Origin of the sequence: Flavivirga sp. 57AJ16 (assembly GCF_028736925.1) — a bacterium.
Lineage (GTDB): Bacteria > Bacteroidota > Bacteroidia > Flavobacteriales > Flavobacteriaceae > Flavivirga.
The window spans coordinates 36118-53848 of sequence record NZ_JAQZAT010000001.1 but is presented as its reverse complement, the minus strand read 5'-3'; the positions used below and the strand labels follow the sequence as shown (position 1 = coordinate 53848).

The 17731-nt window shown below is 37.0% G+C and carries 14 protein-coding genes; 6 read left to right on the top strand and 8 right to left on the bottom strand.

The window, feature by feature from the left end; genetic code table 11:
- Positions 1-1083 precede the first annotated feature (1083 nt).
- The 8 genes from PQO00_RS00190 to PQO00_RS00155 are packed head-to-tail and all read right to left on the bottom strand — an operon-like array spanning position 1084 to position 9663.
- Positions 1084-2508 carry a Gfo/Idh/MocA family protein gene (locus tag PQO00_RS00190; protein WP_274182801.1) on the bottom strand — a complete coding sequence of 475 codons (1425 nt, stop codon included), beginning with the start codon at positions 2506-2508 and terminating at the stop codon, positions 1084-1086.
- Positions 2509-2528: 20 nt separating this feature from the next.
- On the bottom strand, positions 2529-3452 hold the full coding sequence (locus PQO00_RS00185) for a hydroxypyruvate isomerase family protein (RefSeq protein WP_274182800.1): 924 nt from the start codon (positions 3450-3452) through the stop codon (positions 2529-2531).
- 22 nt (positions 3453-3474) lie between these two features.
- On the bottom strand, positions 3475-4203 hold the full coding sequence (locus tag PQO00_RS00180; RefSeq protein WP_274182799.1) for a ThuA domain-containing protein: 729 nt from the start codon (positions 4201-4203) through the stop codon (positions 3475-3477).
- Between the two features lie 3 nt (positions 4204-4206).
- Complete coding sequence (locus tag PQO00_RS00175) at positions 4207-5535, bottom strand: Gfo/Idh/MocA family protein (RefSeq protein ID WP_274182798.1); 1329 nt, start codon at positions 5533-5535, stop codon at positions 4207-4209.
- Between the two features lie 15 nt (positions 5536-5550).
- A complete protein-coding gene (locus tag PQO00_RS00170) occupies positions 5551-6525 on the bottom strand; it encodes an SUMF1/EgtB/PvdO family nonheme iron enzyme (protein WP_274182797.1) in 975 nt (324 codons plus the stop codon).
- Positions 6526-6529: 4 nt separating this feature from the next.
- Entirely contained in the window at positions 6530-7336 is an 807-nt protein-coding gene (locus PQO00_RS00165; protein ID WP_274182796.1) for a DUF1080 domain-containing protein, read from the bottom strand.
- Positions 7337-7349: 13 nt separating this feature from the next.
- Positions 7350-7955, bottom strand: coding sequence for a gluconate 2-dehydrogenase subunit 3 family protein (locus PQO00_RS00160; RefSeq protein WP_274182795.1), 606 nt, complete (start codon positions 7953-7955; stop codon positions 7350-7352).
- A 1-nt stretch (position 7956) separates the two neighbouring features.
- On the bottom strand, positions 7957-9663 hold the full coding sequence (locus PQO00_RS00155) for a GMC oxidoreductase (RefSeq protein WP_274182794.1): 1707 nt from the start codon (positions 9661-9663) through the stop codon (positions 7957-7959).
- 163 nt (positions 9664-9826) lie between these two features.
- Here PQO00_RS00155 and PQO00_RS00150 point away from each other — a divergent pair, with 163 nt between their 5' ends.
- From PQO00_RS00150 to PQO00_RS00125, 6 genes are all read left to right on the top strand, one after another.
- Positions 9827-10858: a helix-turn-helix transcriptional regulator gene (locus PQO00_RS00150; RefSeq protein ID WP_274182793.1), complete on the top strand. Its 1032-nt coding sequence runs from the start codon at positions 9827-9829 to the stop codon at positions 10856-10858.
- A 374-nt stretch (positions 10859-11232) separates the two neighbouring features.
- A complete protein-coding gene (locus PQO00_RS00145; RefSeq protein WP_274182792.1) occupies positions 11233-12189 on the top strand; it encodes a sugar phosphate isomerase/epimerase in 957 nt (318 codons plus the stop codon).
- A 27-nt stretch (positions 12190-12216) separates the two neighbouring features.
- Complete coding sequence (locus PQO00_RS00140; protein WP_274182791.1) at positions 12217-13392, top strand: sugar MFS transporter; 1176 nt, start codon at positions 12217-12219, stop codon at positions 13390-13392.
- Between the two features lie 7 nt (positions 13393-13399).
- The gene (locus PQO00_RS00135) at positions 13400-14551 is read left to right on the top strand and encodes a Gfo/Idh/MocA family protein (protein ID WP_274182790.1); all 1152 of its coding nucleotides are present in this window, start codon (positions 13400-13402) and stop codon (positions 14549-14551) included.
- 380 nt (positions 14552-14931) lie between these two features.
- Positions 14932-15984, top strand: coding sequence for a sugar phosphate isomerase/epimerase (locus tag PQO00_RS00130; RefSeq protein ID WP_274182789.1), 1053 nt, complete (start codon positions 14932-14934; stop codon positions 15982-15984).
- Positions 15985-16009: 25 nt separating this feature from the next.
- Positions 16010-17728, top strand: a complete 1719-nt coding sequence (locus tag PQO00_RS00125) for a GMC family oxidoreductase (RefSeq protein ID WP_274182788.1) — start codon at positions 16010-16012, stop codon at positions 17726-17728.
- The last annotated feature ends 3 nt before the right edge of the window (positions 17729-17731 follow it).

Genomic DNA, 17731 nt, shown 5'->3' with positions numbered 1-17731 from the left:
GATTTTTGAGGTTGTTTGTTAATGGATTTTAAATGACTTGAATATTAATTTTGACTTTCAGGCATACTTACGAAAAAAATAAAAAGGCGGTTTTGTTAAATCTTGTTAATAGTAATGATTAGTGATACTTTTGTCATTCATAACGAAGTGAACCTGCCTGCTGGCAGCTACAGTGTACCCACAAATCATGATCATCTGTCGCAGCCACAGATAAAAGAACTTGCTCTATGTCCCTTGCTTTCTGTATAGGTTTGCCGTACCAGCCTCGCAGACCGCTTTTTATAGAGCGCTCAGGTCTCTCTGCTAGCTGTTGGAAAAATACCATAAGGCTGTCCCCGACCTTTCGGAAGGGGACCGAGCGTTTAAAAATAGTCCGGTGGACTATTTTAGCGTAGGTGCCAGACTGCGCGAAGGACTAAAAAGCTTCGAGGAACAGGAGCATTGGCGTTGGCCATGGCGGTGGGGCGACGCGAAGTTTTGGGCCCGGTTCTTCTCTGGCGACAGCATGAGAAGAAATCCCTCACGAAAGGGCGTCTTTTCTTTTGTTACTTTTCTTTGGACGAGCAAAGAAATCGAAGATTCACGAACACCTATTTATCAAATAAGATCAGTGAGCTAAAAGTAAGTAAAAAGGGAAATAAACTTTGTTCTTTATATTGAAAAAAGATGTGGGTACACCGTAGCTGCTGGCAGGCAGGGAATCTGTTGATAATCAATGAGATCCCTCGTTGCCTCGGGATGACAAAAACAATATATTTTTAGGTTTATGACAAATTACGGACAATCAATTAAAAATTTAAACGCTTTTAGGTTTTTATCTAAGCCTTCACTTTTAGCGATGGAAATTTGCTCAGGTATACTATGGGTACAACCTATTAATGCATTGAGGAGATACACCAAATAAATACCAAATAAAAACCTATAAAAAGAAAACCCCTGAACAAACCATGGTTTGTTCAGGGGTTTAGTAATTTTAATCCTAGTAAAAACCGTAATGGTTATTTAGGACTAGTCAAGATAAGCTTTTTGTTGGCAAGAATTTCCTTTAATTTATAATCTTGGAAAATTCTTTTCAATTAAAACCTAGAGTTTCCAACCATCTCTATAGGTTCTCTTTACAAACTGGTTAGCTTCATCAAAATTTGTGATCTTCATGTTATGACCGTCCCATAATAATTTTTTACGGCCAGGGTATTCAAACCCATTCCCTTTAGGCTTTCTTAAATTGTAACTTCTAATAGCAAGGTTCCCCATTAAAACACTTTCGGTTAAAGGACCTGCAAAATCGAATGAAGACGTTAATGCTTTGTGTTTCGCTTTACCAAAGCCTTCTTTACATGCTTCAACCCAAGAGGCTTGATGTCCATTGTCCGGTAACTTATTTTCTTCTGTATCGTTAAAAGTTAAGAGGTCACCATTATTTAAATAAACTTTAGGTGTTTTTCCGTAGGTACCGCAAGTCATGATGCCTTTTTCTCCAATCATTATAACACCATTCGCACTGTCATCATCTCCAATGGGATGATCTGCGGGAATCAAGTCAGGATGAAATGGCCTTAGGCCACCATCAGACCATGTTAAAGTAATTTCTGATGGGTTTTTAGAAGTAGCAGGGAATTTTAGCTGGGTCCTTGAGGAAGGAGGGCAGGATTCAGGTAAATACTCAGGGGTCCAATCTTTTTTAAAGACAGCTCCTACACTGCTTTCAACTTCGGTAGGGTAGCCCAGTCCCAATACTCTAAAGGGAGGGTCTATTAAGTGGCATCCCATATCTCCCAAAGCTCCTGTACCAAAATTCCACCAGCCACGCCACTTAAATGGGTGGTATAATGGGTGGTAATCGACCATTTTAGCAGGTCCTATCCAAGTATCCCAGTCTAAACCGTCCAACAATGCTGGTTTATCTGTAGGCGTTTCAATACCTTGGGGCCAAACAGGTCTGTTGGTCCAAACATGCACTTTTGTTACCGCACCAATTTTACCTTCATCAAACCATTTAATCATTTGTTTAACACCATTTCCAGAAGCACCTTGATTGCCCATTTGTGTTACCACTTGATGTTTTCTAGCTGCTTCAGTAAGCATTCTGGCCTCGTGTATACTATGCGTTAAAGGTTTTTGTACATATACATGTTTCCCCATTTTTATGGCAGCCATGGCTATAACAGCATGTGTGTGGTCTGGTGTTGACACCGTAATAGCATCAAGATCTTTTATATCGTCTAATACCTTTCTGTAGTCTTTATATTTTTTTGCCTTTGGAAATTTCTTAAAAGCTCTAGAGGCTGAGTTCCAATCTACATCGCAAATAGCAGCTATGTTTGATGTGCCGTTATTCCATGCGTTAACCGCATCAGAGTAGCCTTTACCGCCACCACCTATAACAGCGATATTTAATTTATCGCTTGGAGGAATAAACCCTTGACCTAAAACATGTCTGGGTATAATACTAATTCCAGTAGCTGCAACTACTGTTTTTTTTACAAATGATCGTCTACTGTTTTTCATGTGATATTGTGTTTTTATATTTAAAATTTAGAGCTTTCTATGTATGCGTTTATAACGTTTTTTTCGCCTTCCTTTCCGCTTACGGAATTTCCGTGTTCCATTCCTAAAATGCCCTTAAACCCTTTTGAATGAATATGCTTAAATACATTTTTGTAATTTATTTCTCCTGTGGTAGGCTCATTACGTCCTGGGTTGTCACCAATTTGGAAATAGGCAATTTCGTCCCAGCATAGGTCTATATTGGGTATTAGATTTCCTTCTTGTATTTGTTGATGATAAATATCGAATAATATTTTACACGAAGGCGAATTTACCGCTTTACAAATTTGAAATGCCTGAGGTGATTCTGTTAAGAATAAGCCAGGGTGATCTCGAAAATTTAAGGGCTCCAATACCATGGTTATTCCATGCGGTTCTAAAATAGCCGATGCTTGCTTTAGTGATTCAATAACATGCTCGGTCTGGTAATCCATATGTTGGCTTGAATCTACATGGCCAGGAACAACCGTTATCCATTTGGCATGCACCCGTTTTGCCACTTCAACGGATTCTTTAATGTCATTTAAGAACTCATGCCGTTTATCAATGTTGCCACTTGCCAAATTAGCTTCTTTCCAATAAATTTTGTGGGCAACAAATACCCCCATGGTCATGTTTCTATCAACCATGGTTTTTGCCATACTTTTTTGGACTTCGATAGGACGGGTTTTCATGCCATTATCCTCGAAAGCGGTAAAACCCTGATCTGCCATAAAGTTTAATTGATCAATAGGGTTGTTGCCTGCATGATGCTTAAACATGCCTATATGTGGTGCAAAATTTAATTTAAAAGTATTGGTATTTGTAGTAGATCCTAATGTGTTTATGGCATGCGCGCCCGTAAGGCTCATGCATAATAAGGAAGTGGCAGAGGTGCTTTTTTTAATAAATGACCTTCTTTTCATAATGATATTGTTTTTTACACATTCAATTTTTTTTCATGGCATAATGAATACCACCTAGGATATGTTTTAAAAATGTTTTATCTGCATAACTTTCTTTAGTATGCCCTAATCCGGTGTAAAAAATACGACCGCCTTCATACTCATGAAACCATGAAATGGGATGGTTTTCTCCATTTTCACCTCCCGAATAAGATGTTTCATCTAAAGTCATTAAAACATTAATGTTTGGGCTTATTTGTTTGTAGTTGTACCATTCATCAAATTTCTGCCATTCATTACTCAGAAAAGAAGTTGCTTTATGATCGTGGTTCATAACATGAATCACTGCGTTTTGTTGTTTAGGGTGGCTTAGAAAATAAGCTCCAATTAATTTTCCGTACCAAGCCCAATCATATTCGGTATCTGCTGCTGCATGAATACCTACAAATCCACCACCATTTTTAATATATTTTTTAAAAGCTTTTTGTTGATTTTTATTAAAAATAGTTCCTGTTGTTGATAAAAATATAACCACTTTATATTTTTCTAAATTTTTGGTAAGCTCATTAGCATCTTCAGTAGCATCTACTAAAAAGTTATTATCTATTCCTAATTTCTTTAATGCTTCAACCCCAGTTTCAATACTTTGATGACGGTATCCTGCTGTTTTAGAAAAAACAATGACATTTGATTCTTCTTGAGCATAACCAGTACTGCATAAAATAAGTAGTGCTAATAAAAATACTTTATTAAGGTGAATAGCTTTTTTCACGGTTTATAAAAATTTAGTTTTTCCTGGTACTGGAATGGGATAGTTTCCATGCTCATCACGTATAGCGGGAGGTAAGGAATCGAAGGACAAGGTGTTTTCGTCAGGCACTATTTTGTAATCTGTCCCCATAGCTTCATCCCATGTTATTTCTTGGCCGGAATAGGTTGCCATTCTTCCTAAAATAGCCGACATAGTACTTTTAGCTCCGTTCTCTGCATCATTAATAACATGTCCTTTTCGAATTGCCGAAAAGAGACGGTCGTGTTCAACTTGATAAGGGTTTTTGTCGTTTGAACCATCATGTGAATAAATAGTACCTTGGGTATAAGAGTTTAAAGTGGCTGTATTTCCACCATCTGTATATGAGGTTCCTGCTGTACCTTGAAACGATTCTGAGACTCTAGATAAACACCCTTTTTGATGTCTACATTGACTTGAAATAATAGCACCACTTGGGTATACAAATTCCACAAAATGGTGGTCAAATATTTGTCCATGATCTTTTCCTTTTCGAACTTCTCTACCACCCATGCCTTGTGCTTTAATAGGGTATTCCCCAATAAACCAGTTTGCGACATCAATATTATGGATATGTTGCTCTAAAATATGATCTCCGCAAAGCCAATTGAAATAATACCAATTTCGCATTTGATATTCCATTTCGGTCCATTCCTCTTTTCTAGGTTTCACCCAAACGCCACCACCATTCCAATAAACCTGACCTGATACAATTTGACCAATGTCTCCTTTTTGAATATGATGATATGCTTTTAAATAACTGGCTTGATAATGTCTTTGGAGACCAACAACTACATTTAACTTTTTGGCCATGGCGACTTTGGCGGATTCTAATACTTTTTTGATTCCAGCGACATCAGTAGCGACAGGTTTTTCCATGAATACGTGCTTACCTTGAGAAATGGCATATTCAAAATGCTGAGGTCTAAACCCTGGAGGTGTTGTTAAAATAACCACATCGGCTGCATCTATGGCTTTTTTGTAAGATCCAAATCCAATAAATTTATGGGATGGCTTTACATTTATTTTACCGGTCGGGAACATTTTTGATAGGTTCGAAAAAGAATCCTCCAGACGATCTTTAAAAGCATCGGCCATGGCTACTAATTCTACATTTTCATCTGCTCTCAATGCTTGACTTACAGCACCAGTACCTCTTCCTCCGCATCCAACAACAGCTATTTTTAACTTTTTAACTTTGTTAAATATAGGTGTGGCGGTGAGTAGGGAAGGTGTAAGTAAAATGCCTCCAGCTGCTAAAGACGAGCCTTTTACAAAATCACGTCTTGTTAAGTTGTTCTTTTTTTTGTCCATGAGTTTAAATCCTTTTTAATTTAATCCATAATCTTCAATGGCATCAAGCCAATAGGTTTTTATTTCTTCCTTTGAGGGCTGAATTTTGGGGCGTACTACACGAAATCCAACAAACGGTGCATTGGTATGCCACCAATCACTTTTTGGGATTTGAGGGTCTCTACGTTTCCATTTTTGTTTAGATGGCTCTCTTGAAGTACAGCATAATTTGTCTTTGGTGTCTTTCCATGATCCGCCTCTCACAACTCTAGGGTATAATTCTGTTGGTCGATTCCAAGGGTTTTTAGTTGGTGAAGTTTTATAGTAATTTGGGTTGTATTGATCCATGACCCATTCTGAAACGTTTCCTAATAAATCATGAATGCCTAAACTATTAGCTTTTTTCAATCCTGTTTTTTCATATTTTTGAGAGGTGTTTTCAGTATACCAACCAATATCATTAAGGTTTGGGGCTTGCTCTGTTTTTCCTTTTTTACAAACGTATTCCCATTCGGCTTCAGTGGGCAATCTGTAGAAATTACCTGTTTTTAAAGTTAACCATTTACAATACATAATAGCTGCATATTGGGTCATGTTTACAGCTGGATTGCTCTCTTTTCCCATATTAAAACTCATATCAACATAAGGTGCAGTTGCTCCAGAAATGGCATCTATTCCCAAGTTATTTGAATTTTTGATGTTTTTAAATTGCTCTGTGTCAAATTCACCATAAACAAAGGCATCATATTGCTCCCAGGTAATTTCGTATTTACCCATCCAAAAATCATCAACAATCACTTCATGCTGTGGTTTTTCATCATCATTTCTAGAGGCATCATTTTTAGAAGCTCCCATTATAAAAGGGCCTCCATTTACTGGTACCATTTCGATAGAAAAACTTTCACCTTTTATAGTTTGTGTATAGCTATCAAAGTTTTGAGCAGTAGCCATTTCTATTTGAAAGAGAGTACAAATGGCCAAGCTAAAGTTTAGATAATTTTTTGGTTTCATTAATTTACAATTCTAATAGTTCTATATTCTTAAATTCTATGGGATGGCTTTCGCTTTGCAAAGAAATATATCCCTTTTTTAAAGGCATGCCTTCTTTGTTTTTCCAATAATCTTTATTGTAATCTACCGAACCGCCAATCTGAGGTTTGGTGTAAACGAGTACAGTTTCATCATTAATTAAATGCTTAATAATAGAATCGTTTCTTACTTCAATTTCAAGTTTAACCCATTGATCGCCATGGTATGTTTTTGAGGATGATTCAAAACAATGGTCAGTGGCCATTTTATTATCTAAAACCACATGGGTTCCAGGTGTACATAAATTACCAGTAGGCCTTTCGCCAACGCCTAGCCCTCCTAAAAGCTGCACTTCAATTGATACAGGAAAATCTTGGTCTAATCCAATTTTTTTAGGGTCTTCGCAATGTATCATCACGCCGCTATTTGCAGTTGCCCATGAAGGCCCGTCACTTAACTGTTTTCCTGTAAAACGATATTGTAGGCGCAGTTTGTAATTAGAAAATACTTTGTTATAATAAATATGACCAAAGGTGGAATTAAATGTGTCGTTATATGCATCGTAATTAACTTTTAGGCAGCCATTCTCCACTACAAAAGTGTTTTTGTAATTGTCTCCTACCGGACGCCCTTTTATTTTAACCGTCCAATCACTTAAATCCTTACCATTAAATAGAGAAACCCATTTTTCAGTGACCTCTATGGTTTTGGTCTTTTCTGTGTTCGACTTTTCTTTGCAACTCATTACAAGTAAAACAAATAAAACATAAACTAAGCGTGAACAATTCTTCATGTTTTTATAATTTTTATAAGGACCATGCTTTGCCATTGGTTAATTCTTCAAGAGGAGCACAGCCTATTTGTGCCCCTGGAATGGGGTCGTATGCCAAGACGGTCTCTCCAATCTGTTCGCTAGTTTTATAAGCCCAAACAGCAGTGTTTCTTAGTTCTAAAAGGGCATTAAAAACAATGGTGTCTTCATCATCTTTATCACTTCCATTTTGATAAGCAAGCCTTTGTTTTTTTGAGGCTTTTAAATATTTAGCTAATAAGATGTCGTAATCTTTATATTCTAATGCAGAAACCCCCTCTGCGGGAGTATTTAGTGCTTTTATAATAGCGTTAAGGCCTTTTTTAAATTTAAGTTGTTGTTGTTCATTATAAACTTTATAAGTATATAAATCGATAAATTCAGGAACATTCACATCTAGGGCTCCTGGAGTCGCTTCCGTTTTTGGAAGCATAATATCCACAAGGTTTTTTACAACAGTGCCTTCATCTACAGATAGAAATTTAGGCGTCCACAATTTGACTTCTGTTTTGCAACTTTGAAGCAAGCTCATAATACTAGGAGTAGCAATAGTATAACCTAGTGTAAGCCCTAATCCTTTTAATACATCTCTTCTATTCATTTTACAAACTTTTAAATTGTTTTGCTGCATGATTGGCTGCTCTAGCTGTTAGAGCCATATAGGTAAGTGATGGATTTTGGCATCCAGAAGAGGTCATGCAAGCGCCATCGGTTACATATACATTAGGAACTGTGTGTATTTGGTTATGTTTATTTAATATAGAAGTTTTTGGATCCCTGCCCATTCGAGCTGTTCCCATTTCATGAATCCCAATACCAGGGGCCGCTAGATTGTTGAATGTTTGGATGTCTTTAAAACCAGCTTTTTCTAACATATCTGCCGCTTGCTGAATCATGTCTTCCCGCATTTTAAGCTCATTTTCTTTCCATTCAGCATCAAAAGTAATAGTAGGTAAGCCCCATTCGTCTAGTTTTTCGTAATTAAGGGTCATTTTGTTATCATGATGAGGTAAACATTCTCCAAAACCACCTAATCCCATACTCCATTCGCCCGGTTCTAATATTTTTTCTTTAAATTCTGGACCATATGCTAACTCTGCAACATGCTCGGAAATGTCACCTCTCCCTGCGCCACCTTGATAGCCATAACCTCTTAAGAAATCTTTTTTATGGGTTTTATGATCGCCTAAATTTCTAAACCTTGGAATGTAAATGCCGTTTGGACGCCTTCCTTTATAATATTTATCATGAAATCCATCAAATGTTCCTGAAGCGCCTGCGCCTAAATGATGATCCATAATATTATGTCCCAATTCTCCCGAATCATTACCTAATCCATTTGGGAATCTATCGGATTTGGATTGTAACAATATAGATGTCGATGCCATGGACGATGCACAGCAAAAAATGATACTTGCGTTAAAAACAAGTGTTTCTTTAGTTTCGGCATCAATAACTTTTACGCCCGTGGCTTTTTTTAATGAATCGTCATATATAATTTCATGAACAATAGAGTTGGGTCTAAGCGTCATATTGCCGGTAAGTTCTGCTGCTGGTAATGTAGAGGAATTACTGCTAAAATAGGCGCCAAAAGGACAGCCTCGCATGCACCTGTTTCTAAATTGACATTTGCTTCTGCCATCATGATTTTTGGTTCCAGTTATATGTGCAACTCTTCCAATGGTAAGTAACCTGTCATCAAAATTTTCTGAAAGACTACTTTTAAAGTAGTCTTCTACACAATTAAGTTCCATGGGAGGACTAAAAATACCATCTGGTAATTGTGAAAGTCCTAATTTTTCGCCACTAACACCAATGTACGATTCTACATAATCGTACCAAGGTGAAATATCTTTATAGCGAATAGGCCAATCCACACCATGTCCATCATTTTTATTGGCTTCAAAATCTAAATCACTTAATCGATAACTCTGCCTGCCCCATGTAATAGAGCGGCCTCCTACATGGTAGCCACGCATCCAATCGAAACGCTTTGTTTCGTTATAAGGATGCTTTAAGTCATTAACAAACCAGTGTTTGCTTTCGGGATTGGTTGTATAACCAGTTCTGCTTTGTTTTAATTGTTTCGCTTTATCTTTTACCGAAGCTTGCCCTCTTAATTCAAAATCCCATGGATCCATATGCATGGTAGGATAGTCTTTAATGTGTTTTACCATGGGGCCTCGTTCCAAAACCAGTGTTTTTAATCCATTTTCGCAAAGTTCTTTGGCTGCCCAGCCTCCGCTAATTCCTGTACCTATAATGATAGCGTCATAAGCTACAGGGTTTTCTTTGATGTCATTGGTCATTATAGTGCTTAGTGTAATTGAGTATGAATGCCTTTTTCTAAATAATTATTCAAACTTATAATTTGATAATATTCATTGTTAAAAACTGAGAAAATAATATTTTAACTTCGTAATTAAAGTGAAATTAATTAATTTGCGTGATATCGATGTTCAAATTATTTCAATGAAAGCAAACATACAAAAAATAGAGCCTTACGAAGCAGACGGTGTTGTTTATCACGCAGACACTTGTTTGCCGTTAATTGATGCCTATATGCGTAATAAATTAAAATTTAAAGCGCTTGCGCGACATACCTACCCAGGGGATAGATTAGATGAAAATACACTTGGTCTTAATAGTATAGGGTATTGGGATGCTAACGAACCACAGGACTGGGGTTTGGATTGGCATCGAAATGAAGGGATAGAGTTTCATTTTTTAGAATCGGGATCGATGCCTTATGCCCAGGAAAACAAAGAAGTTTTATTGACTCCAAATCATTTAACTATTACGCGTCCATGGGAAGCTCATAAGGTAGGAAATCCACATATTGGTATGGGGAAATTTTATTGGGTGATTATAGATTTAGGTGTTCGTAGGCCGCATCAGGAATGGGTATGGCCGGACTGGATTACTTTAACGCCTTCAGATTTAACAAGGCTTACCACGATTTTAAGGCAAAATGAAAAATCCATTTGGAAAACAGATCAACGTGTTCGGGATTGTTTTATGCGGATAAATAAAGCGGTGAATACAGATGTGAATGGCAATAGTGCTTCTAGAATAAGGCTGCTTGTAAATTACTTATTGATCTTATTGCTTGATTTGTTGAATACAGATGATATTGTTTTAAACGAATCGCTTACAGATAGTTCCAGAAGTGTGAAATTCTTTTTGAAAGAGCTTGAAAAAAGCCTTTCGGAGAATTGGACCATTGAGTTAATGGCGCAATCTGCAGGCGTAGGTTTAACACGGTTTACGCACCATTGTAAGCGGTTAACGAATTTAACTCCGATGCGCTATTTAACTATGAAGCGTTTGGAGATGTCTAAAGAAATACTTCAAAAGGACCAAGATTTAACAGTGGCCGAAGTAGCTTATATGTGTGGGTTTGCTTCGAGTCAATATTTCGCTACAGTGTTTAAGAAACATGAAAAATGTACGCCTAATGAATACCGGTTAAAATGGGCGGGCAGTAATCTTCAATTAGTCTGAATTCAAGATAGGTATTCGCGGGCTAATCCTGTTTTTATGTGCTGCCTTGTTTTTATTGGTGTGATCGAATGGCAGGGATGGCAGGAATCATTCTAAATTTGTGTAAGACGGCATGGGGTTTGTGTTTCTGTTGGTCAGGTGGTTTTGAGCCTTTGGTGAGTCGGAATTAAGTCAAAAAAAGTATTTATAAATGTTTAAATTCTTTCACTGAATAAAAATATACATTATTTTAAATTCAAATTCATAGTTTCACATGGTCATCTTATACCTTAGTTTTTGTTTAAGATAATTGTGATAAATGCCCCTTTTATTTTACAGCAATTCCAAACAAGAAAGGTGTTAATGGTTAGGATGTTTCACTTAAAAATGTTTTTATGAAACGAAGAGATTTTGTTACAAAAACGGCTTATGCAACTGCTGCACTGTCATTATTGGGTTCGTACGGATGTAAAAAATCCGGAAAAAAAGAAGCGCTATCTAATCAAATTGTTAAAGAGGAAGCTTTGTTTTTTAAAATATCCTTAGCGCAGTGGTCATTGCATCGCACCTTATTTGCAAATAAAATGGATACTTTAGACTTTGCTGCAAAATCCAGAAGCTTTGGTTTAGAAGGACTGGAATATGTAAATGCTTTTTTTAAAGATAAAGCTAAAGACATGTCTTATTTAAAAGAGATGAACTTACGTGCTGACTCAGAAGGCCAGCAAAATGTTTTAATCATGATTGATGGTGAAGGGGAGCTTGCCAATACAAATAATAAAGAAAGAATTAAGGCTATTGAAAATCATTATAAATGGGTTGAGGCCGCTCATTTTCTAGGCTGTCATGCTATTCGGGTTAATTTAGCAGGAGGGATAGATAAAAATGAAGCCGTTAAAGCAAGTATCAATTCTTTAAATATACTTTCTGAGTTTGCAAAAGGATCTGGAATCAATATTTTAGTCGAGAATCATGGTGGGTTTTCTTCAGATGGAAAGTGGATGACAAATGTGTTTTCACAGGTAAAAAATAAAAACTGTGGTACCTTGCCAGATTTTGGGAACTTCTGTATAGAGAGAAATAATGAAGGCGTTTGTGTAGAGGCATACGATAAATATTTGGGAACGAAAGAACTGCTGCCTTATGCTAAAGCGGTGAGTGCAAAATCCTATGATTTTAATGAAAAGGGGGAAGATACTAATATAGATTATCTTAGAATGATGAAAATGGTTAAGGCATCAGGTTATACCGGGTTTGTTGGTATTGAATATGAGGGAAATACATTCGCCGAAGATGAAGGTATTGAATTGACTAGGGATTTGTTGATTCGTGTTGGAAAACAACTTGCTTAAAAAAAAACTAAGTAAACTAATAATAATATGGAACAGATTAATAAAAACAGGTTGTTTTTAGCAAGTTGTCTTGCTTTAATTACTACAGCTATGACCTTTGCTATTCGTGCGAAACTGGAAACTGTTTTCGGACCCGAAGGCGTAGGTTTAACTTTGGAGCAATTAGGTTATGCATTTGCGCCTGCTTTTTTCGGTTTTACAATAGCAATGATTATAGGGGGTCCTTTGGTGGATTTACTTGGGATAAGAAAAATTGTATGGATCGCTTTTATAACACATGCGATAGGTATTGTCTTAACACTTATGGCAGATTCTATGATGTCTTTATTTATAGCGACCTTATTCGTTGGAATTGGTAACGGTATGGTTGAGGCCGCATTAAACCCTTTGGTTGCTTCTATGTACCCCGATAGTAAAACCAAAATGCTCAATAGGTTTCATGTGTGGTTTCCGGGAGGTATTGTAATCGGGGCACTTTTAGGGTGGTTGATTATGGATGTTCTTGAATTATCTTGGTATTATATGGTAGGAACTTTGTTTGTACCGTTAATTGTTTATGGAGCCTTGTTTATAGGCCAAAAGATTCCTGTGACAGAACGAGTTCAATTAGGCGTTAGTAATAAAAAAATGTTTAGTAGTATTTTAAACCCTTTATTTCTTTTTATGGTTGCCTGCATGTTTCTTACTGCAGCTTCAGAGTTGGGAACTACCCAACGTATAGAATCACTATTAAAAGAATCTGTAGCAAAACCACTACTGGTATTAGCTTTTATAAATGGCATCATGGCTTTAGGTAGATTATTTGCTGGCCAGGTTGTCCATAAATTAAAGCCTTCAGGAATGTTATTGTACTCTGCTATATTCACATTTATTGGATTGTGGATGTTGACAGTAACAAGTGGGGGGATGATTTTTGTTGCAGCTGCTATTTTTGCGATGGGGGTTACTTTTTTCTGGCCTACTATGCTGGGTTTTGTGGCAGAGTATTTGCCTCAAACAGGAGCTTTAGGACTTTCAATTATGGGAGGAGCAGGTATGTTTTCTGTTTCGATAGTGTTACCGATTATGGGAAGGCTTATGGACGGGGAAGGCGGTATTTCTGAAGCTTTAAGAACCATGTCTATTCTGCCTGCCATTTTAATTGTCGCATTTTTAGGGTTAAGTATTTATATGAAAAAAAGAAATCAAACAGCAGAAGCGTAATTAGAATATGGTTAGAAAATTAAGAATGGGAATGATCGGTGGGGGAGCAGGATCGTTTATTGGAGATGTGCATAGAAAAGCGGCATCCATTGACGGAATGATAGATTTGGTATGTGGTGCTTTTAGCAGTAATGCGGAAAAATCAATAACATCAGGAAAAGCCTTGTACCTTCCCGAAGATAGATGCTACGGGAGTTATGAAGAAATGATTTTAAAAGAAAAAGCGCTTCCCGAAAATGAGCGTATGGATTTTGTGGTTATTGTAACCCCAAATCACATGCATTTTCCGCCAGCAAAACTAGCTTTAGAGCATGGGTTTCATGTGGTTTGCGATAAGCCAATGACTTTAACGTTAGAAGAAGCAATTGCCTTGGAAAAAATAGTGAGTAAAAGCGGAAAATTATTTGCCCTTACACATAATTATACAGGACACCCATTGGTAAAGCAAGCCAAGGCGATGGTTGCTAATGGCGACTTGGGAACTATTAGAAAAGTTCAAGTGCAGTATTTGCAAGGTTGGATGTCTACAGCAGTGGAGTCTACAGATAATAAGCAAGCCTCCTGGAGGGTAGATCCAAAACGTTCTGGAATTGGTGGTGCGTTAGGTGATATTGGAACCCATGCTGAAAATCTGGTAGAATATATTACAGGCTTAAAAATTGATGAATTGGCTGCCGATTTAGGGAAGTTTGGAGAAGGAAGAATTTTAGACGATGATGGTAATTTGTTACTTCGTATGGAAAATGGCGCAAAAGGCACGATGTCTATTTCTCAAATAGCCTTAGGCGAAGAAAATAACTTGGCCATTAAAGTTTATGGTGATAAAGGAAGTTTAGAATGGCACCAGGAAAATCCAAATCAATTAATAACACGTTGGCTTGGAGCCCCTGTTAAGGTTTTTACATCAAATGGAAACAATTTATACCCTGAAGCATTGCATGTATCTAGAATTCCGGCGGGGCATCCAGAAGGTTACTTGGAAGCTTTTGCTACCATTTATAAAAATTTCGCAACCCATTTAATGGCTGTCTTAAATGGAGCAACCATTGAGAAGCCAGATTATCCAACAGTAAAAGATGGTGTCCGGGGCATGAGGTTTATATATGCAGCAGTAGAAAGCGATGCTAACAATGCGGCATGGACAAAGTTTGAAAAATAATGCGCCTATTTTTTTGTCGAAGTTTTCGATTGAATACTTCGTGGGTCTGCCTTGCCCCGAGGATTTTTATTTTGAAGCATAGGCGAAAAAGGGCAAATGTTATACCAAATGAATTTTAAAATGATAGGAAATAAATTTGAATTATATTTTCATTAGAAGAGATAAAAAACATAAGCATAGCCTAGTTAAGGATATGTTTTTTATTGAAATATAAAGGAAATAGAAATCGAAGATTCAAGAACACCAATTATAAAAATAAAAGATAGTGAGCTAAACGGATTTAACCAGTTATTTTGAAGTTTATTTGGTATTAGTAAGTAATTTTAAGTTAGAAATGGTATTAGGCACTGGGAATCTTAAAAAACAATAATAAAAGATACATGAAAACAATAAAAGGACCTGCTGTTTTTTTAGCACAATTTGCAGGGGATAATAAGCCATTTAATAGTTTGGATGGGATGTGTGAGTGGGCTTTAGGTCTAGGGTATAAAGGCATACAAATTCCCACTTGGGAATCTCGTTTAATAGATCTGGATAGAGCGGCGTCAAGCAAAACCTATTGCGATGAGTTAAAAGGGAAAGTACAGTCTTATGGCCTGGAAATAACTGAACTGACAACCCATTTACAAGGGCAGCTCGTTGCGGTACATCCAGCATACGATTTAATGTTTGACAATTTTGCGCCAGATCATTGTAAAAACAATCCTAAAAAGAGGACGGATTGGGCAGTACAGCAAGTTAAAAACGCTGCAATTGCCAGTAAGCATTTAGGTATTAAAGTACATGCCACATTTTCTGGATCGTTACTTTGGCATACCATGTATCCATGGCCCCAAGCACCAAAAGGATTGGTAGAAATGGGTTTTGAAGAATTAGCTAAACGGTGGCTTCCTATTTTAGATGTTTTTGAGGATAATGGGGTAGACCTTTGTTATGAAATACACCCTGGAGAGGATTTACATGATGGTGTAACATTTGAACGTTTCTTAAAAGCCACGGGAAATCATAAACGTGTTAATATATTGTACGACCCAAGCCATTTTGTATTACAACAATTAGACTATTTAAAATACATTGATTATTACCACGAGTTTATTAAAATGTTTCATGTAAAAGATGCAGAATTTAATCCGTCGGGAAAAAGTGGTGTGTACGGTGGTTTTCAAAGTTGGAAAGATAGAGCAGGGAGATTTAGGTCTTTAGGCGATGGACAAGTGGATTTTAAGAGTATTTTTTCTAAATTAACAAAGTACGAATGCGATGTTTGGGCGGTTATGGAATGGGAATGCTGTATAAAATCTTCTGCTCAAGGCGCTAAAGAAGGGGCGCCTTTTATTCAAGAGCATATTATTGAAGCTACAGAAAAAGGGTTTGACGATTTTGCCGGTGGCAAAACAGATAAAGAACAATTAAAGAAAATACTTGGATTATAACAATCTTTATAAATAAATTAACATTATGCAAATTAAAGAATCTCCGGAAACTTTCGATGTTATTATTGTTGGTTCTGGCGCAGGTGGAGGTATGGCTACTAAAATACTTTCTGAAGCAGGTTTAAACATAGCAGTAATAGAAGCTGGACCATTTTATGATCCTGCAGACCCCGTGTCACGAACACAACTAAAATGGTCTTATGAATCGCCAAGAAGAGGTGCTTCAACAACAAGGCCTTTTGGCGATTTTGATGCTGCTTATGGAGGATGGGATATAGAAGGTGAGCCATATACAAAAAAAAACGGAACAGAATTTGATTGGTTTAGGTCCAGAATGTTAGGAGGAAGAACCAATCACTGGGGAAGAATTTCCTTAAGGTTTGGCCCATTGGATTTTAAAAGAAAAAGTATAGATGGCTTAGGTGATAACTGGCCTATTTCTTATGATGATGTTAAGCCTTATTATGACAAGGTGGATAAGCTTATTGGTGTTTTTGGAAGTAAGGAAAATTTACCCAATGACCCTGATGGCTTCTTTTTGCCAGCACCAAAGCCAAGACTACATGAAATGTATTATATTAAAGGGGCAAGAAAGGCTAATATACCTGTATACCCTTCACGTTTATCAATTTTAACAAAACCCATTAATGATAGTAGAGGGGTTTGTTTTTATTGTGGGCAATGTAGTAGATCATGTAGTGTCTATGCCGATTTTTCGTCAGGATCTTGCTTGATATTTCCAGCACAAAAATCTGGAGGGCAGATTAAACTCTATACAGATTCTATGGTAAGAGAGGTTGTTACAGACGATTCCGGTAAAGCAACTGGTGTTATTTTTATTAATAAGCTAGATAGAAAAGAATACAAATTAAATGCCAAAGTAATTGTCTTGGCAGCCTCGGCATGTAGTACCGCAAGGATTTTGTTAAATTCTAAAAGTAAGGTTCATAAAGATGGACTGGGAAACAGTAGCGGATTGGTTGGTAAATACCTACACGATTCTACAGGTACTAATCGGATGGCATTTGTTCCCGAATTAATGAATAGAGAGACTTATAACGAAGACGGTGTAGGAGGGATGCATGTATATACACCCTGGTGGGGCAACGATAAGAAACTAAATTTCCCCAGAGGCTATCATATTGAATCTTGGGGCGGACTAGGGATGCCCTCTTATGGATTTGGATTTGATGCCAATGCTTTAAATAAATTTGTTGGAGGTCAAGTTGGAGGCTATGGAAATGCTTTAAGAAATGATGTTAAGAAATTTTATGGATCAGTTATAGGGCTTGCCGGCAGAGGTGAAAGTATTCCGGTGGAAAGTAATTATTGTGAGATAGATCCCGATGTTGTCGATGAATGGGGGATTCCTGTATTGAGGTTTCATTACAAATGGAGTGAATATGAAAAACTGCAGGCAAATCATATGCACGAAACATTTGAAGAAATTTTTGATGGTATGGGTGCAGAAGCATTAGGAGATAGACCAAGTAAAGAAGATGATTATGGGTTGTTAGCTCCAGGAAGGATTATACATGAAGTTGGAACAACAAGGATGGGAGACGATCCTAAAAAGTCGGTTACCAATAAGTATCAACAATTACATGATGTTGATAATGTTTTTATTGTGGACGCTGGCCCTTTTGTATCACAAGCAGACAAAAATCCAACATGGACCATATTGGCTTTGTCATGGAGAACCTGTGATTATATTGTAAGTGAACTGAAAAAACAAAATATTTAATAT